The following is a 17260-nucleotide window of genomic DNA, read 5'->3' on the forward strand; positions in this document are numbered from 1 at the left end:
CGGCTCACCCGAAGGGCAGCACGACGGTGCGGGTCTCCAGGTAGGCCTCGACGCCCTCGGGGCCCATCTCGCGGCCGATCCCGGACTGCTTGAACCCGCCGAACGGGCTGCGCGGCTCGACGATCGCGACCGAGTTGACCGCGCAGGTGCCGGTGCGGATCCGGCTGGCCAGCGCGACGCCGCGGTCGAGGTCGGCGGTCCACACCGAGCCCGACAGCCCGTAGTCGGAGTCGTTGGCGATCGCCACCGCCTCGTCGGTGTCGCGGTACCGGATGACCGTCACCACCGGGCCGAAGATCTCCTCGCGGGCGATCCGGCTGGCGTTGTCGACGTCGGCGAACAGCGTGGGCTCGACGTAGAAGCCGGCGTCCAGGCCGGCGGGGCGGCCGCCGCCGACGACCAGCCGGGCGCCACTCGCCTTACCGTCCGCGAGGTAGCCCTCGACGCGGTCACGCTGGCGGCCCGAGACCACCGGGCCGACGTCGGTGCCKGGGTCGCGGGGGTCGCCGACGACCAGGCCGCGCAGCTGGTCGGCGAGGGCGTCGACGATCTCGTCGTAGCGCGCCGCCGGGGCCAGGATGCGGCTCTGCGCCGCGCAGACCTGGCCGTTGTTCTGCAGGCCGGAGTCCAGCAGCTGCGGGACGACCGTGGCGAGGTCGGCGTCCTCGAGGATGATCCCGGCCGACTTGCCGCCGAGTTCGAGCGTGCACCGCTTCACGAGCTGTCCGCAGGTGGCGCCGACGGTCCGGCCGGCCGCGCTGCTGCCGGTGAACGACACCTTGTCGACGCCCGGGTGGGCGACCAGGTAGCGGCCGAGGTCCGCGCCACCGGGCAGGATGCTCACCGCGCCGGGTGGGAGGCCGGCGTCGAGAAGCACCTCGGCGAGCAGGAACGAGCTGACCGGCGCCTCGGGGGGCGGCTTGAGGATGATCGGCGCGCCCGCGGCGAGCGCGGCGCCGAGCTTCATGCAGGCGAGGAAGACCGGGACGTTCCACGGCACGATGCCGGCGGCCACGCCTACCGGGACCTTCTGGATCAGGCAGGGCCCCATCAGGCCGGCCCGCCGCTGTTCGAAGGGAAACCGCTCGGCCAGCTCGGCGTAGCCGTCGAGGACCATCGCGGGCGCGATCGCCTGCCCGAACAGGGAGAACTTCGCCGGCGAGCCCATCTCGTCGGTGATCACCCCGGCCAGCTCCTCGGCGCGGGCCTGCAGCCCGGCCGACACCCTGCGGATCACCTCGGCGCGGTCCTTGCCGGTGGTGGCCGCCCAGTCGCCGCCGTCCAGCGCCGCCCGCGCCGCGCTGACCGCCGCGTCGGCGTCCGCCGCGCCCGCCAGCGGCACGGTGGCCACCAGGCGCTGGTCGTGCGGCGAACGGACCTCGATGCGTTCGGCCGAGGCCGGGTCCTGCCAACGGCCGCCTACGAACAGCTGGTCGCGCTCGATCACGGTGGTCATGCCGTCACCTCCGGGAAAGCAGATCCATGGGAAAACCGCGCCGGTGACGTCAGGAACCCGCCGACGGGAGCAGGACGGGCTTGACCACCTTGCCGGACAGCGAGGCCTCCTCCGCGGCGTTGATCGCCTCCAGCGGGAAGGTCTCGATCAGCCGGTCGAACGGGAAGCTGCCCGCCCGCCACAGCTCGATCAGCCGGGGGATCACCACCTGCGGGTCGGCGCCGCCCTCGAGGATTCCGGACACCCGCTTGCCCAGCAGCGCGACCGGGTCGAACGTGACCGGCTCGGTCTGGATGCCCACCAGCCCGCAGTGCCCGCCCATCCGCAGCGCGCCGACCGCGTTCGTGATGACCCCGACGTTGCCGGTGGTGTCGAAGGTGTAGTCGGCGCCGCCGCCGGTCAGGCCCTGGATCTGGGCGACGAGGTCGGCGCTCGCCCCGTCCAGGACGTGGGTCGCGCCGAGCTCGGTGGCCAGCTCCAACCGATGCTGGTGCAGGTCAATCGCGATGATCGTCTCCGCGCCGGCGACCTTCGCCGCCATGACCGCCGCGAGGCCCACCGCGCCGGCGCCGAACACGGCGAGGCTGGCGCCCGCCCGGACGTTCAGGTCGACGAGCACCGAGCCCGCGCCGGTGAGGATGCCGCAGCCGAGCGGCCCCAGCTTCTCCAGTGGCAGGTCGGAGTCCACGACGACGACGCAGCGCTCCGCGGCGACGCAGTAGGTCGCGAACGACGACTGGCCGAACCAGCGCGACGCGATCTCGCCGCCGGCGGCATCCCGGACTCCGGTGGTGCCGTCCAGGCGCCGCCCGAAGAAGTTGCGGAACAGGAACAGGTCGCAGTACGGCGGCGCGCCCCGCTGGCAGCTCGGGCACTGGCCGCACGAGTCGAACGAGAGCACGACGTGGTCGCCGACCGACACCCGCGTGACGCCCGCGCCGACGGCCTCGACCACACCGGCGCCCTCGTGCCCGGTGATGATCGGCGTCGGCGTCGGCGCGCCCTCCTGCCGCGGCACGATGTCGGTGTGGCACATGCCCGCGCTCACGACGCGGACGAGCACCTCGCCCGCCCCCGGCGGATCGAGCTCGACCTCCTCCAGCACGTACGGCCCGTCCGCCTGCCGCAGCACCGCCGCAGTCGCCTTCATCCCGCGCTCTCCCAGCTCTCCGAGTGTCCAGAAAGTATGGCATAGATCTAGATGTTTCAATACGGGGGAGCCGCGTCAGCGGTGCAGGTGCGGTGGCTGGGTCAGCGGCAGGTCCAGGTGGGTCCGCAGGCCGGGCGGCGCGGCGACGACGGTGGGGATCGCGTTGACGGCCGCCATGGCCGTCCAGATCCGGCCCCAGTAGCCGATGTCGCCGTCCGGGCCGGGGTCCGTCGGCTCGTAGTTCACCCGGAACGAGGGCAGGCCGGTGAAGTACAGGGCGTATTTGGCGTTCTCGTATCCCCAGTCAGGGTCGGTGGTGTCGTCCATCCGCCAGTAGGACCGGAAGATCACCACCGGTTTGCCGCCGTTCCAGACGCGCCACTCAAGGCGCATCCCGGCGACGTGCCCCTTCCTGATCGAGCCGGCCCGCACGGTGACGTCCCGGACCGCGACCGCCGGCTCCCACCCGAAGTCGTAGTCCTCGACCTCGATGCCCAGGCCCGCGGCCAGCAGGTAGATCGACTCCTTGAAGGTCCGGCCCATGGTGTCGAACATCCGCGGCGGGTCGGCCAACAGGTCGTCGGGGTCCCGGCCGAACCCGAGGCCGTCGAACATCATCGCGGCCGAGGGATGGTTGCGGAAGTCGCCCACCTCCTGGACGACGAGCTCGTCGATGCGCGACGCCAGCCGGGCGAAGGTCAGGGGCAGCAGGTCACCGGCGAACCCGGGGTGGATCCCGGAGCCGAACAGCGACACCCCGCCCTCCTGGCAGGCCGCCTCCAGCCGCTCGCGCACGTCGGCGTCGAGCGCGTCCGGGTAGGTGAAGCCGGACGGCGTCACCAGGTTCTTGCCGCTGCGCAGGATCCGGGCGATCTCGTCGAGGTCCACGTACAGGGGCGCGTAGTTGACGCAGTCGGCGTCCAGCGCCAGCAGCGCCTCGGCGTCGCGCGTCGCGAGCACGCCGACCGGGTCGATCCCGGCCAGCTCGCCGACGTCCCTGCCGCCCTTCTCGTCCGACGTGACGTAACAGCCGACCACCTCGAAGGCCGGGTTGTCGACCATGTGCCGGACCGAGATCTGCCCGATGCTGCCCATCGCCCACTGGATGACCCGTAACGGAGGTGCGGTCGCCATGATCGATCTCCTCGTCTCTGGATGTTCCACGCGCCCGCGCGCACTCCGCCACCGGCGCCCTGGCCCGCCGTCCGCGAGTCGGAACCCGTCCGCGACGCCTCGACACGGACCACCTATAGGTCTATATGATTCTGGTGTGACGAGCGTCAAACTCCACCATGTCGTCTACTGCGTCCGGCCCGAGAACCATGAACGGGCAGCCGACTTCTGGCGCGGTCTTGGGATGACCTTCCAGGAGATGCCGCTGGCCGAGGAGGGGATCCGGGTCCTGCTCGACTGGTCGGCCGGCATCGAGATCATCTCGCCCACCGAGCCGGTGGGCACGGAGACGGCCCGCTTCTGGGCGTTCCTCGAGGAGCGCGGGGAGACCGTCTACTCGGTGGTCGTCCGCACGGCCGACATCGAAGGCCCGATCTCGATCGCCGCCCGGCACGGCGCCCAGGTCCGCTACCAGCAGCACCGGGAAACGGGTGACGCGGTCATCGACGAGGCCGACCTCGAGCCGGTGTGCGGCATGGCGGTGACCCTGCTCGCGACGAACCTGCCCGACTGACCGACCGGGCCGGTCGCCGAGCGGGTGATACGGAGGATCGATGTTCGAGGACAACCAGGTCGCGATCGTCACTGGCATCGGCCCGGGCATGGGCCGCAGCATCGCGCTGGGTTTCGCCCGCCGCGGCGTCGACGTCGTCCTCGCCGCCCGGCAGCGCGCCCGCCTCGAGGCGGTGGCCGACGAGATACGCCAGGCCGGCCGCGAACCGCTGGTGGTGCCGACCGACATCACCGACCGGCCCTCCTGCACCGCCCTCGTCGAGGCCGCGGTGGAACGCTTCGGCGGCGTCGACTTCCTGGTCCAGAACGCCCACCACGAGGGTGACTGGGCCTCCGTCGCCGACGCCGACCCCGAGAGCTGGCGGACGGTCTTCGACGTCAACCTCTACGGGACCCTGTACCTCGTCCAGGCCACGCTCCCGGCGATCCGCGCGCGCGGCGGCGGAGCGATCGTCCTGGTGAACACCGGCGCGGTGCTGTCGAACCCGCCCAGCCTCGGGGCCTACACCGCTTCCAAGGCGGCGCTCGCCGCCGTYGCCCGCACCCTGGCGGTCGAGGCCGGGCAGTGGGGCGTCCGGGTCAACGGCGTGTTCCTCGGCGGCGTGCTCGGCGACAACATCCTGCACGCGGCCGAGCACCAGTCGGCGGCCGAGGGCATCACCGTCGAGGAATGGCTCGACCGGCGGGGCGCCACGCTGCCGCTGCGGCACATACCGACACCCGACGAGTGCGCCGGCGCCGTGCTGTTCCTGTGCTCGGACCTGGCCGCCGCCGTCACCGGGCAGCACCTGAGCGTCAACGGCGGTCAGTGGACGACCTGACCGTGGGCGCCAGCCCGCCGGTCAGCCCGCGGTCCTGACCTCGCCGTTCCGGTGGACCCCGGCGTGGCCCACCGGAACGGCAAGCCTTCAGCCGATCCGGCCGTCCCAGGTGCGGGCGTCCCGCACGACGTCCCGGAACGGCTTGCGCGCGTCGAAGCTCGGCTCCCGGGGCAGCCCCAGGACCCGCTCGCCGATGCCGTTGCGCTGCACCTCGTTCGTGCCGGCGGCGATGGAGACCATCCGGCCGTTCAGGTAGGTGGTCGCGGGCGCCGTCGCCGACTCGTCCGCGCCCTGCGGCCACAGCAGCGCCTCCGCCCCGCCGACCTCGACCGTGATCCGCGCCCGGATCGGGGACAGGACGCCGGCGGCCAGCTTGCCGTACGCGGCCACCGCCGGCTGGGGCGCCGCCGAGCCGCGCAGCTGGGCGCCGATCCGCAGGCCGAGATGATATTGGGCGAAGTCGTTGATGTGGGCACGCGCGATGGCCTGCCGGGCGACCGGGTCCTCGATCCGGCCGGCGCGGCGGGCGAGCTCGACGAGGTCGGGGGCCAGGTCGCGGGGCTCCGCCCGGGCCGGGCCGAAGCTCCCGGCGCCGCGCTCGTGGACCAGCATGGTCTGCGCTACCGACCAGCCCTGGTTGATCTCGCCGATGACGTCCTCGTCGGACACGACGACGTCGTCGAGGAAGGCCTCGCAGAACCCGGACGCCCCGTTGATCTGCCGGATCGGGCGCACCGTGACGCCCGTGGCGTCGGTGGGGACGGCGAACCAGGTCAGGCCGCGGTGCTTCGGCACGTCCCAGTCCGTGCGCGCCAGGCACATCGCGTAGTCGGCCTGGTGCGCGCCCGTGCTCCAGATCTTCGACCCGTTCAGCACCCACCGGTCGCCCTCGCGGCGCGCCGTGGTCCGGATGCCGGCCAGGTCGGAACCGGCCTCGGGCTCGGAGTAGAACTGGCACCACAACCGCTCCCCCGCCAGGATCGGCGGGATGTGCCGGCTCAGGAACTCCGGCGACGCGTGCGCGAGCATCGACCGGGCGATCGCGGTGAACGTGACGTGGCCCGCGCCGCCGAAGTGCGGGGTGACGAAGTCCCGCGACTCCTCCCGGAACACCCGCTCGTGCTCGGCGCCGAGCCCTCGGCCGCCGTACTCCCGCGGGAACGAGATGCCCGCGTACCCGGCGTCGAACAGCTTGCGCTGCAGCGGCCTGGCGGCGGCGACCTGCCCGTCGGTGCGCGCCTCACCGCCGTCCTGAACCCCCACCGGCCGCCGCCGCAGGTTCGCGGCCAGCCACGCCCGCACCTCGGCCCGGAACTCGTCGAGCCCGATCACGCCACCAGTCCCCACCGCACCCGTGCCCGCGCCGCCCGTCCCCGCGCCGCCCGTCACGTCGTTCGTTCTCACGTCGCCCGCCGCCTCGTCCGTCATCGCTCGCACCCCCGCCTAGATCCCGGACAGCTGGCACAGGCGCTCCCGATGCCAGCTCGGGTCGCCGAAGAACGCCGCGTCCGTCGTCAGGCGGCGCAGGTACAGATGCTGGTCGTGCTCCCAGGTGAAGCCGATCCCGCCGAAGACCTGGAAGCAGCTCTGGGCGAGGTCGACGCCGCTGTCCCCGACGAACGCCTTCGCCATGCTCGCCGCCTCCAGCCCGTACCCGTCCGAGCCGGCCGGGCCCTCCGACGGCGCGGGCGCGTCCTGCCCGCCCGGCCCGTCCATGCCGCCTGCCTCGCCGAGGCGCCGCGCCGCGGCCGTCGTGATCGCCTTGCTCATCTCCAGCGCCAGGCTGGTGTCCGCCAGCGCGTGTTTCAGGGCCTGGAACGAGCCGATCGGGCGGCCGAACGCGATCCGGTCCTTCGCGTACTGGACGGTCATCGCCAGCTCGCGGTCCATCGCGCCGACCGACTCGGCCGTGGTCAGGACGCAGGCGAGGGCGAGCTGCCGGGCCACCAGCGCGGCCACCCCGCCGGCCGGCGCCCGCAGCTCGCCGGATGACCCGACCGCGACGCCGTCGAGCTCCAGGCGGACGAACCGGCGGGTGAGGTCCAGCGACTCCAGCGGCACCACCCGCAGGCCGGGAGCGTCCGCGGGCAGCAGGAACTGCCCGAGCCCCGCGCCGCCGTCGTACCCGTCGATCCCGGCGCCGTCGCCGGCCGCGGCGGTGACGAGATACCAGCCGCCCGGGCCGGCGTCCTCCACGAACGTCGCCTGCCCGGACAGCCGCCAGCCATCGGCGGCCTCCGTCGCCGACACCGCCCCGGCCGCGGCCGGGCGGCCGACCGGCGCGGGCCGCGACAGCGCCGCCGTCGTCCCCGCCGGGGCCGGCGGAACCGGCGGGACCGGCGCGGCGGCGAGCGCCCAGGCCGCCGAGGCCTCGCCGGACAGGAGGGCGGGCAGCACCTTCGCCGTGTGCTCGCCGCCGCCCGCGGCCGCGAGCGCGTACGCGACCACGTTCGTCCCGACGAACGGGCCGGGCTGCAGCGCGCGGCCCCGGTGGTAGGCCACGAGAGCCGCGTCCAGGACGGCGTTGTCCGAGACGCTCCCGCCGCCCAGGTCGTCGGGGACGAGCAGCGAGTACCACCCCAGCTCGCCGGCCTGGCGCCGGTAGGCGGCGGCGAAGGCGGGATCGTCGTAGGCCAGCGCCCGGACCTTCTCGAGCGGGCAGGTGCGCTCGACGAAGCGCGCGGACGCGTCCACCAGCATCCGCTGCTCGTCCGTCAGGAAATCGTCCACGGCCGGCTCCTCACCTGCGTCGTACGTGTCGTTCGTTCCCGGCCCGGCCCGACCCGGCGACCGGAGGGGGGTCACGGATGGCTGGGCGATCGACTGGCTAGGCGATCGACGCGAGCCAGGTGGTGACGAGCGCGTTGAACTCGGCCGGGCGCTCCTGGTGCAGCCAGTGACCCGCGCCCTCCCAGGTCACCACCCGCGACCGGGAGTCGGCGAAGACGGCCTGCTCGGCGGCGGCTCGCGACGGGTCGGCGTAGAAGCTCAGCACCGGGCAGCTCCGCCGGCGCAGGTACGGCTCGCTGTGCGAACGCAGCGCCATCCCGGTCACCTGCGCCGCCAGCGCCTGGCTCAGCACGTGGCCTTCCATCCCGGCGATCCGGCGCACCTGCCAGGTACGCAGGGCCGGATGCCGCGCCGGCGACTCCATGCCCCCGACGAGCTGCTGGACGAACGGCACCGGGTCCGTGTCGGCGAGCAGGTCCAGCATCGGCTGGATGCCACCGGCCACCTCGTCCGGCAGCAGGTAGGCGGGGTCGACGGCGACCACGGCGGCGACCTTCCCCGGATGGTCCACGGCCAGGGCGCTGACCACGCTGCCACCCATCGAGTGCCCGAAGGCGACCACCCTGTCGATCTCCAGCTGGTCGAGCAGCCCGGCCAGGTCGGCGGCGAACTGCGTCGTCGTGTAACCCTTCGGCGGAGCGCTGGACCGGCCGTGGCCGCGCAGGTCCACCGCGATCACCCGATGGCCGGCGAGCAGCTGCGGCAGCTGCCAGCTCCAGTCGTGGGAGTCGGCGGCGTAGCCGTGGACGAGCAGCAGCGGTAAGTCTCCGCTGCCCTCGTCGGTGAAGAACAACCGGACGTCACCCACGTCGGCGAACGGCACCGGACCCCCAGGAGAGCGTGAGCCGGCGTGGCCGTCGGCGCGGTTTGGATAGATATAAATATTTCCGCCCAGGTCGGGGACGTCAAGCGACGATCCGAAGTCACCGGACGCCCAGCCGCGGGCCGAGCGACTCAGCAGGCCTCGTTCAGAGGGCCTCGATGACCATCGCGGCGCCCATGCCGCCGCCCGCGCACATCGACACGACGCCGAGAGACCTCCCGCGCCGGCGCAGCTCGTGGACCATGGTCACGACCATCCGGGCGCCGGTGGCGGCGATCGGGTGGCCGAGGCTCGCACCGCTGCCGTTCACGTTCACGATCTCCGGGGAGATGCCGAGCTTGCGGATGGTCGCCACCGGGACCGAGCAGAACGCCTCGTTGACCTCGAACAGGTCGATGTCGGCGAGCGTCAGCCCGGCGCGGTCCAGCGCCTTCGGGATCGCCAGCGACGGGCCGAGCCCGGTCAGCGCGGGGGCGATCCCGACCGAGGCCCATGACCGGATCCGGGCCAGCGGGGCCAGCCCGTGCGCCGCCGCGTACTCGCCGCTGGCCAGCGTGACCGCGGCCGCCGCGTCGTTCAGGCCCGCGGCGTTGCCGGCGGTCACCGTCGCGTCCGGCAGCTCCGGGTGCAGCAGCCGCAGCTGGGCGAGCGTCTCGACGGTGGTGCCCCGGCGCGGGAACTCGTCGGTGTCGAACATCCGGGTGGTGCCGTCCGGCGCCGTCACCTCGACCGGCACGATCTGGTCGACGAAGTAGCCGCCGTCGATCGAGGCGATCGCCTGGGCGTGGCTGTAGGCGGCCCACTCGTCCACGTCGAGCCGGGTCAGGCTCAGCTCGCGGGCGGTGTTCTCGCCGACGGTGATCGACATGTCGAAGGCCGGGGCGTCCGGCGTCTCCGGGTGCGACGCGGACACCCACGTCACCGGCTGGCCGTCCGGCCCCCGCCTCGTGGTGGTCATCGCGCTGTTGGTCAGGCTCTCGGCGCCGCCGGCGATGACGACCCTGTCCATGCCGGCCCTGATGCTGCCGGCGCCGATCGCGACGGCGGCCAGGCCACCGGCGCAGTGCTGGTTGGTGGCGATCCCGGCGAGGTCCTCCAGGCCGAGCCGCACGGCGACGTTGCGGGCGAGTACCCCGCCGCCCTGGTAGGCCTCGGCGACCACCAGGGCGTCGACGTCCCGGGCCGGCACGCCGCTGCGCTCCAGCGCCGCGGGCACCGCGATCTCGGCGAGCTGGAACGCGTCCAGGCCGACCAGCGATCCCTTGCGGGCTCGCCCGATGGGCGTACGGGCGGTCGAGACGATGACGGCGTCGGTCACGGTGCGCTCCTCCAGGAGACGGCGGTGCGGGGGACGTGGTTCGGTCAGCGCTTCTCGTAGGCGACGCCGGAGGTCTCGACGTCCCAGGTCGCCGGGGTGACGCCCTCGGCGCGCAGCTCCCGCTTGAGGACCCTGCCGACAGGGCTGCGGGGCAGCTCGTCACGGAACTCGATGTAACGCGGCAGGACGAAGTACGGCAGCGCGTCGACGCACCACCGGAACAGCTCCTCCTCGGTGAGCGTGGAGCCGGCGACCCGGGTCGCGGTCACCTTCACGTCGTCCTCGGTGAGCTGGCTCGGGACCGCGTGCACGGCGACGTCGGCGAGCTGGCCGTGGCCCATCAGGATCCGCTCGACCTCGAAGCTCGCGATGTTCTCGCCGCGGCGGCGCAGGTAGTCGGCCAAGCGGTCGACGAAGTAGAGGTAGCCGCCCTCGTCGATCTTCCCGATGTCGCCGGTGTGGTACCACCAGTTCCGGCTGGTCTCCACCGTGACCTCGGGCCGGCCCCAGTACCCCTCGAACATGACGTGCGGCAGCTTCGGCCGGATCACGATCTCCCCGTCGGTGCCCCAGGGCAGCTCGTTGTCCTCGTCGTCGAAGATCCGCACGTCGAAGTACTCGGTGTTGATCACACCGGCGGCCCGTGGCCTGTTGCGTACCCCCGGCGGCTGCCAGGAGATCAGGCTGGCCTCCGTCACCCCGTACGCGCCGGAGAACGTGTCGATCCCGAACCGGGACCGGATCACGTCGTCGACCTCGGGCGGCAGCGGCGCCGCGCCCATCAGCCGTAGCGACGTGTTCGCCGCCGAGGCACCCGAGCGCGGCATCTCCGGCCGGTCCACGTCGTGCGCCAGCAGGTAGGCCATCGTCCCGAGCGTCGAGGTCATCGTCGCCCCGGTGCGGTTCATCTCCGGCCAGAAGTTCGACACGGAGAACCGCCGGTAGATCGCCGCCCGCCCGCCGTACACCAGCGTGCCGATCACCGCCGTGACCAGCGCGTTGTAGTGGAACATCGGCAGCGGCGTCCAGATCACGTCGTCCGCCGTCCGGCCCCAGCTGTACCCGATCTGCCTGGACAGCGCCTCGTGGTAGTTGTGGCTGAGCATGCAGCCCTTCGACAGCCCCGTCGTCCCACCCGTGTAGATGAATGTCGCCAGGTCCGAGGGACGGCGCGCGACCGGCTCCGCCAGCGGCGTGCTCGTGAGCAGGTCGTCGAGCCGATGGCCGGCCGTGCCCGGGAACACCGGCGCGTCCGCCCCCGGGAACGCCGACGCGTCGGCCGCGTCCGGGAAGGCCGACGCGTCCGCGCCACCGGCGACCACCACGTGCGCCAGCTCGTCGAGATCACCGGACACGGCCGCGGCGCGGTCCGCGAGGTCGGCGGCGGCGACCAGGACCGTCGCGCCCGAGTCGCGCAGCTGATGACGCAGGTACTCGCCCTTGTAGGCGGTGTTGATCGGCACCGCCACCGCGCCCGCCCACTGCGCCGCCCACCAGGCGACGAGCATCTCCGGCGAGTTCTCCAACAGCATCGCCACCCGGTCGCCCGGCGCGACCCCGAGCTCCCGCAGGCCCCCGCCCAGCCGTGCCGCCGCCTCGCCGACCTGGGCGGCCGTCAGCCTGGTGCCGCCGATGTCCAGGTACTCGGTGTCCGGCTCCTTCTCGATCCGCCGCACCAGCAGCTCGGTGGTCGTGTGCCGCGGGGCACTCCCCCAGACGCCGTCACTCACCCGACTCGTCCCCTCCTCGCCGACACCACCACGGTGATACATCTACATATAACAGCCTCCAGCGAGCATGCGCCCCGGTTCTTCCATCGGGGCAGTCGACGAGACAGGGGACGAACCGTGGCCGTGGGACACCAGGCGGAGCCGATCAAGCTCGGGGTGCTTCAGGACTTCACCATCCCGCCCGGGAGCTCGTACGACACCCGGCAGGACTTTCTCGACGCGCTGGCACTGGTCTTCCGCGAGGCGCGGGAGTCTGGTCTGCTCGACCGGCCGGTGGAGCTCGTCGAGCGCGACGCCGACGGGTTACCGACCGGCAGCGTGAAGTCCGTGATCGACGCCTACGGGGAGCTCGTCGACGAGGGCTGCCTCGCTGTCTTCGGCCCGCACATCTCCGAGAACACGCTCGCCCTGCGGCCGGAGATCGAGCGGCGGTTCCGGGTGCCGTCGATCAGCGTCTGCGGCGCCGACCAGTGGCTCGGGAAGTGGACGTTCGCGCTGCCGAACGGGTCGATGACCGACGAGCCGATCATCCTCGCGCACCTCGCCGCGAAGGCCRGCGCGCGCACGGTGGGGGTGCTCGCGGAGCGCTCGGTGATCGGCCAGCTGTACGCGCGCAGCTTCCGCGACGCCTGCCGGGAGCAGGGGCTGCGCATCCTCGCGGAGGAGACCATCGCGCAGACCGGCCAGGACATCGGCGACGCGGTGCGCTCGATCCACGGGTCCAAGCCCGACGCGCTCGTGCACCTCGGCTTCGGCTACGGCGTGATCCGCATCAACGAGGCGCTGGCGGCCGCCGGGTGGGACCCGCCGCGGTACATGGGGACCGCGTTCGAGGACGCGTACTTCTCGGACGAGATCTGGGACGCGTACGTCGGCTGGGTCGGGCTGGAGCAGTACGACGAGGAGAACCTGGTCGGCCAGCGGTTCCTGGACCGCTTCGAGGCCGCGTACGGCCGCCGGCCTCAGTACTACGCGCCGGGTCTGTGCCACGACGCCGGCGTGGCGCTGGCGCGTGCGTTCGCGGGCGCCGAACCGCTGTCGCCGCGGGGCGTGCGGGACGCCCTCGAACGGGTGAAGCTCGTGCCGGCGGCCTCCGGCGCCCCGGGGACGACGATCTCCTTCGGCCAGTGGACCCGCCGCGGGTGGATGGGCTCGAGCTACCTGGTCGCCCGCGCCTTCGAGCCCGACCGCAGGTCCMACCACCTCGTCGCAAGGTTCGAGCCTCGGTGAGCTCGGCGGCTGACCTGGGGTCCTGGGGTGAGCACGTGACGACCGGTCACGCGCCGGCACGGACCAGGCCACATTCGTAGGAGAAGATCACGGCCTGCACGCGGTCCCGGAGGCCGAGCTTGGCCAGGATGCGGCTGATATGGCCCTTGACGGTTCCCTCGGTGAGGAAGAGACGCCCAGCGATCTCGGCGTTGGACAACCCTCGGGCTACCAGTGCGAGCACCTCTCGCTCCCGCTCGGTGAGCACGCGGAGCTCGGCCTCGGTACGGGGCAGCGGGTCCCCGGATGTGCCGATGTGCCGTTCGATGAGCCGCCGGGTAACGGGTGGCGCGACGATGGCATCGCCTTTGGCCACTGCGCGGATCCCGGACAGCAGGTCGGCGGCGAGGGTGTCCTTGAGGAGAAACCCGCTGGCGCCGGCCCGCAGCGCCGCGTACACGTACTCGTCGAGGTCGAAGGTGGTGAGGATCAGGATGCGCGGCCCGTCCGGAACCGCCGCTCGGATGCGGCGGGTGGCCTCCAGCCCGTCGACCGCTGGCATGCGAATGTCCATCAGGATCACATCGGGTTCCGTCTCCATCGCCAGGACGGTGGCCGTCACGCCGTCCTCGGCCTCCCCGACGACGTCCATGTCGTCGGCGTTTTCGAGGATCATCCGCAGCCCGGCGCGGAGCAGGGCCTGGTCATCGACCAGGAGCACTCGAATCATGCGGACTCCCCCGGATTGAGGGGGATGCGGGCCTGCACGACATACCCGCCGTCCGGTCTTGGCCCGGACTTCACCTCGCCGCCCAGCAACACCGCGCGTTCCCGCATGCCCCGCAGGCCGTTGCCGGTCTGGTCGGAGGTCGACTCGCCGGTGCCGTTGTCGCTGGCGTCGATCCGCAACTCGTCGCTTCGGTAGGACACCACCACCTGGGCGCACGCTCCCGGCCCGGCATGCTTCATGGTGTTGGTCAGGGCCTCCTGGACGATCCGGTACGACGATACGTCCACGCTTGTGGGCAGCGGTCGCGGCGATCCGTCGATGTGCAACTGGATCGGGGTACCCGCCCGCCGTACCTGGTCCACGAGGCGGGGCAACTGCGCCAGGCCCGGCACCGGTCGCGCCGGATCGTCGAATTTCCCGTCCGAGGACAGCACCTGACGCATGTCGGCGAGCGAGGCCCGGCCGGCAGTGATGATGGTGTCCAGCGCGGCGAGGGTGTCGGCGGGCCGCTTGGCGAACGCCGCGGCGCCGCCCTGCGCCTGCATCACGATGACGGCCAGGCCATGTGCCACCACGTCGTGCAGCTCGCGGGTGATCCTGGCCCGCTCGGCGGCCACCGCGAGCGCGGCCTGCTGGTCGCGCTCGCGCTCCAGGTCCCGTGCCCTCGCGGTGAGCTCGCCGACGTAGGCGCGGCGGCTCTGGATACCCCACCCGATCGCCCAAGCCACGGCCAGCAGGGAGCCGAGGACCGGGATCCCGCCCCAGTCCGTTGGCCCGTACCCGCCAAGTTCCCCRCCGCGCCGAGGTGGATCGACGGTCGCCTCCCGCGGCGGGCCAGAAGCCACCGGCATCGCTCCCTGCCCACCGCGGCCGGCGGGCCCGTAGAGCCAGCCATCGGCCTTGCCGTCGAGGGCCACGTACGCCGACCACACCGTCGCCACCGCCAGAGCGGCACCGAGCAGTGCGAGCGACAGCTTGCGCCGCCGCGCGGCGGCGATCGTGTAAAGGACGATCAGGGCGGCCAGGTCAGCGGGCACGGGCCCGGCCGCCACCACCATCTGTACCAGGGTGGCGAGTGACGCCACGACGAGCGCCGCGACCGGCCACCGGCGCCGCACCRCCACGGCCGCGACGCAGACGCCGATCAGGACCCATCGGGCCGGCGATTCCCGCAGCCAGATCGCGTCAGCGAACAGGCCGCCGACCGCCGGCCTCGGGCGGACACCCTTGACCGCCCATGTGGCGATCAGCAGCAGGGCGGCGAGGCCGGCATCCTGAAGGCTCGGTGCGCGAAGGGCGCCACGGAGGGCGGCCGGGTGAATCCCCATACCGGGCAACACCTTAGTGCCTGGCATCCCGGCCCGGAACCCGTCGCAGGTCAGGGTGGTGAACATGACCACGGGCACGTCCGAGACGATTCCGGTACGGCGCATCCTGGCACGCATGACCAACATCTCCCGTGGTGGTGGCGGCCGCCCTCGTCATCACCGCATGCTGAATTCTCCTCTTCTTCTGTGTGCCGCTCTGATGCTGGGGCTGGCCGGTTGTGGCGCCGCCACGAGCAGCGCGCCGAAGGACAGCGCATCCACGGACGTCAACCACCGCGGCTCGACCTGGGAAAAGATCGTGCCGGCAGGCGATTGCCACTGCGCCGACGGCAGCCAGTTTGCCTTCTGGGAACGGCGGGCCGACCCGACCAAGGTCGTGCTCTTCCTTAACGGCGGCGGCGTCTGCTGGGACGCCATCATGTGTGCCCTCGCGGACGCCAACGGCGAGAACGGCGAGAACGATAACTACGACTACAACCTCAACAGCCTCCAGCGCGATGGTCCCGATACCGGAATAGGAATGTTCGATTTCAACCGGACCGACAGCCCTTTCGCCACCTACTCGTTCGTCTATGTGAGCTCATGCACCGGCGACGCGCTTCTGGGTAACGTCTCCCGGAAATACTCGCCGAAGCTGACCATCGAACACCGCGGCTACGTCGATGGCACGGCGGCCCTCAGCTACATCACCGAGCACTACCCGAACGCCACCCAGGTCGTGGTCATCGGCAAGACGGCGGGGTCGGTCGCCGCCCCCACCTACGGCGGCCTCGTCGCCGACCGGCTCCCCAAAGCCAGAGTCATCGTGTTCGGCGCACAGTCCGGTGCCTGGCCTGACAACCCCGATTTCAACACCAACATCCTCGATGCACGGTGGGCCGCCTACCACACCATGCCCACGTGGGCAGTCAACGGGCTCACCGCCAGCGACTGGGGCCCCCGTCAGCTCTGGATCCAGGCCGGCCGGCACAACCCCAACCTCGTGCTGGCCCGTTTCGACTTCGCCTACGACCCGCACGCGGCACGAGAGGTCACATCATGGATGGCCAGCAATCCACCAGACCTGCTCGCCGAGATCGACCGGAACGAGGCGGCGATCGAGGCCGCCGGAGTACCCCTGCACAGCTACACCGCACCCGGCGACGACCACGGAATCTTCGAGTTCGACAAGTTCTATGAAATCAGCGTGAATGGCATACGGCTAGTCGACTGGCTCAAGGAACTGGTCACCAGCGAACCACCCGACGACGTCCACTGCGACAAGTGCGCTCCGTAGGACACGGCCCTCGACGAGCGACCACCGACCTTCATACCACAAGCTGCCTGAGCAGCGGGCGTGGCCATTCAATTCTGAGGCAGATTCGGAACCTCAAACACGACCTGATATGCCCACGTCGGCAAATCAGATGCCACCCGGGTTGCTTTCCGTCACGTTTCGTAGCCACGAGTCGTTGACGACCCGTCGTGTCGTCACGCCAACCCCTCACACCTATTCACCGCCACCGTCGGCGCGATCCTGTGGACGCTCGCGCTGCCCGGCATCTCCTACCCCTCGAAGATCCCCGGCATGGCGCTGACCGGCCTCGGGCTCGGCCTGGTCTTCTCACCGCCTGACCTTCTCACCGATCGACACCGACGCGCTGAGCCAGGTCGCCGCGAGCGAGCGTCCGCAGGCGTCGGGCATCTGCAGACGGTCCACCAGCTGGGCGGCACGCTCGGGGTGGCCGTGATCGGTTCGGTGATCCTGGCCCGGGAGAACACGTACGCGGTACCCACGCACGTCGTCTCGGACACCGCGCACGCCATGACCGCCAACTTCTGGATCGCCGTGGCCGTGTTCGCGGCCGGCCTCCTCGCCGGTTGGGCTCTCCTACCCCGCCGCACCCAGCGGGTCGCCGAATCCGGCGACCCCGGCGAGTCCGGCGGGTCCGTGCCCGCCGTCGAGCCCATGGCCACCGGGTGGGTGGACGGCGTCGGACGGCCGTTGGACGTCACGGCAGGCCGGTGACTTCGTCTGGATGAAGCCGTTGTCCTGAGGGAAAACCTCGTGACCGCCGAGCGGGACGACGCCGACGATCCCACCGGATCATGACTGGTCTCATGATCCGGTGGGATCGTCGGCCCCAGAGCGAGGAACCGAAATTACTCAGGTCCGGGCCAGAAGATCCGCATGACGCCGGTCACCTATGCGTGGGGCACGCCGAAGCGGCATCGCACCC

General features: G+C 71.9%; 15 protein-coding genes. 5 read left to right on the forward strand and 10 right to left on the reverse strand.

The features are described from left to right. Positions 1-4 precede the first annotated feature (4 nt). From BCD49_RS39475 to BCD49_RS39485, 3 genes are all read right to left on the reverse strand, one after another. Positions 5-1456 (reverse strand): aldehyde dehydrogenase, encoded by a 1452-nt coding sequence (locus tag BCD49_RS39475; RefSeq protein WP_007511173.1) that lies wholly within the window; start codon positions 1454-1456, stop codon positions 5-7. Positions 1457-1505: 49 nt separating this feature from the next. Next, positions 1506-2606, reverse strand: coding sequence for an NAD(P)-dependent alcohol dehydrogenase (locus BCD49_RS39480; RefSeq protein ID WP_007511171.1), 1101 nt, complete (start codon positions 2604-2606; stop codon positions 1506-1508). Positions 2607-2681: 75 nt separating this feature from the next. Continuing rightward, a complete protein-coding gene (locus BCD49_RS39485) occupies positions 2682-3740 on the reverse strand; it encodes an NAD(P)H-dependent amine dehydrogenase family protein (RefSeq protein ID WP_007511169.1) in 1059 nt (352 codons plus the stop codon). A 136-nt stretch (positions 3741-3876) separates the two neighbouring features. Between BCD49_RS39485 and BCD49_RS39490 the strand changes: the two genes are divergently transcribed. Together BCD49_RS39490 and BCD49_RS39495 are read left to right on the forward strand one after the other, a co-directional pair. Next, on the forward strand, positions 3877-4293 hold the full coding sequence (locus tag BCD49_RS39490; RefSeq protein ID WP_007511167.1) for a hypothetical protein: 417 nt from the start codon (positions 3877-3879) through the stop codon (positions 4291-4293). 40 nt (positions 4294-4333) lie between these two features. Continuing rightward, positions 4334-5113, forward strand: coding sequence for an SDR family oxidoreductase (locus tag BCD49_RS39495; RefSeq protein ID WP_007511165.1), 780 nt, complete (start codon positions 4334-4336; stop codon positions 5111-5113). 87 nt (positions 5114-5200) lie between these two features. Here BCD49_RS39495 and BCD49_RS39500 read toward each other — a convergent pair whose 3' ends face one another. The 5 genes from BCD49_RS39500 to BCD49_RS39520 form a co-directional block, all read right to left on the reverse strand. Beyond that, positions 5201-6541 carry an acyl-CoA dehydrogenase family protein gene (locus BCD49_RS39500; protein WP_007511163.1) on the reverse strand — a complete coding sequence of 447 codons (1341 nt, stop codon included), beginning with the start codon at positions 6539-6541 and terminating at the stop codon, positions 5201-5203. A 15-nt stretch (positions 6542-6556) separates the two neighbouring features. Continuing rightward, positions 6557-7843 (reverse strand): acyl-CoA dehydrogenase family protein, encoded by a 1287-nt coding sequence (locus tag BCD49_RS39505; RefSeq protein ID WP_071042535.1) that lies wholly within the window; start codon positions 7841-7843, stop codon positions 6557-6559. A 97-nt stretch (positions 7844-7940) separates the two neighbouring features. Further along, entirely contained in the window at positions 7941-8726 is a 786-nt protein-coding gene (locus BCD49_RS39510) for an alpha/beta fold hydrolase (protein WP_007519149.1), read from the reverse strand. Positions 8727-8871: 145 nt separating this feature from the next. Then, positions 8872-10044 (reverse strand): thiolase family protein, encoded by a 1173-nt coding sequence (locus tag BCD49_RS39515; protein ID WP_007519150.1) that lies wholly within the window; start codon positions 10042-10044, stop codon positions 8872-8874. Positions 10045-10088: 44 nt separating this feature from the next. Then, positions 10089-11774, reverse strand: coding sequence for an AMP-binding protein (locus BCD49_RS39520; RefSeq protein WP_007519151.1), 1686 nt, complete (start codon positions 11772-11774; stop codon positions 10089-10091). Between the two features lie 117 nt (positions 11775-11891). Here BCD49_RS39520 and BCD49_RS39525 point away from each other — a divergent pair, with 117 nt between their 5' ends. Then, positions 11892-13004 (forward strand): ABC transporter substrate-binding protein, encoded by a 1113-nt coding sequence (locus BCD49_RS39525; RefSeq protein ID WP_071042536.1) that lies wholly within the window; start codon positions 11892-11894, stop codon positions 13002-13004. 46 nt (positions 13005-13050) lie between these two features. Here the strand turns inward: BCD49_RS39525 and BCD49_RS39530 are convergent, their stop codons facing one another. Beyond that, positions 13051-13713 (reverse strand): response regulator, encoded by a 663-nt coding sequence (locus tag BCD49_RS39530; protein ID WP_007519153.1) that lies wholly within the window; start codon positions 13711-13713, stop codon positions 13051-13053. Then, complete coding sequence (locus tag BCD49_RS39535) at positions 13710-15041, reverse strand: sensor histidine kinase (protein ID WP_071042537.1); 1332 nt, start codon at positions 15039-15041, stop codon at positions 13710-13712. Before BCD49_RS39535 ends, BCD49_RS39530 begins: the two co-directional genes overlap by 4 nt. Positions 15042-15105: 64 nt before the next feature. On the opposite strand from BCD49_RS39535, the gene BCD49_RS39540 reads away from it, so the two are divergent. Next, a complete protein-coding gene (locus tag BCD49_RS39540) occupies positions 15106-16317 on the forward strand; it encodes a pectin acetylesterase-family hydrolase (protein WP_198536025.1) in 1212 nt (403 codons plus the stop codon). 291 nt (positions 16318-16608) lie between these two features. Further along, positions 16609-17049 (forward strand): hypothetical protein, encoded by a 441-nt coding sequence (locus BCD49_RS39545; protein WP_027140868.1) that lies wholly within the window; start codon positions 16609-16611, stop codon positions 17047-17049. Positions 17050-17260: the final 211 nt, after the last annotated feature.

Source organism: Pseudofrankia sp. EUN1h, from assembly GCF_001854645.1.
Classification (GTDB): domain Bacteria; phylum Actinomycetota; class Actinomycetes; order Frankiales; family Frankiaceae; genus Pseudofrankia; species Pseudofrankia saprophytica.

Coding starts and splice junctions, on each gene's coding strand:
- BCD49_RS39485 (WP_007511169.1), bottom strand. CDS start 3,740: ATGGCGACCGCACCTCCGTTACGGGTCATCCAGTGGGCGATGGGCAGC.
- BCD49_RS39545 (WP_027140868.1), top strand. CDS start 16,609: ATGGCGCTGACCGGCCTCGGGCTCGGCCTGGTCTTCTCACCGCCTGAC.
- BCD49_RS39540 (WP_198536025.1), top strand. CDS start 15,106: ATGACCACGGGCACGTCCGAGACGATTCCGGTACGGCGCATCCTGGCA.
- BCD49_RS39530 (WP_007519153.1), bottom strand. CDS start 13,713: ATGATTCGAGTGCTCCTGGTCGATGACCAGGCCCTGCTCCGCGCCGGG.
- BCD49_RS39480 (WP_007511171.1), bottom strand. CDS start 2,606: ATGAAGGCGACTGCGGCGGTGCTGCGGCAGGCGGACGGGCCGTACGTG.
- BCD49_RS39500 (WP_007511163.1), bottom strand. CDS start 6,541: ATGACGGACGAGGCGGCGGGCGACGTGAGAACGAACGACGTGACGGGC.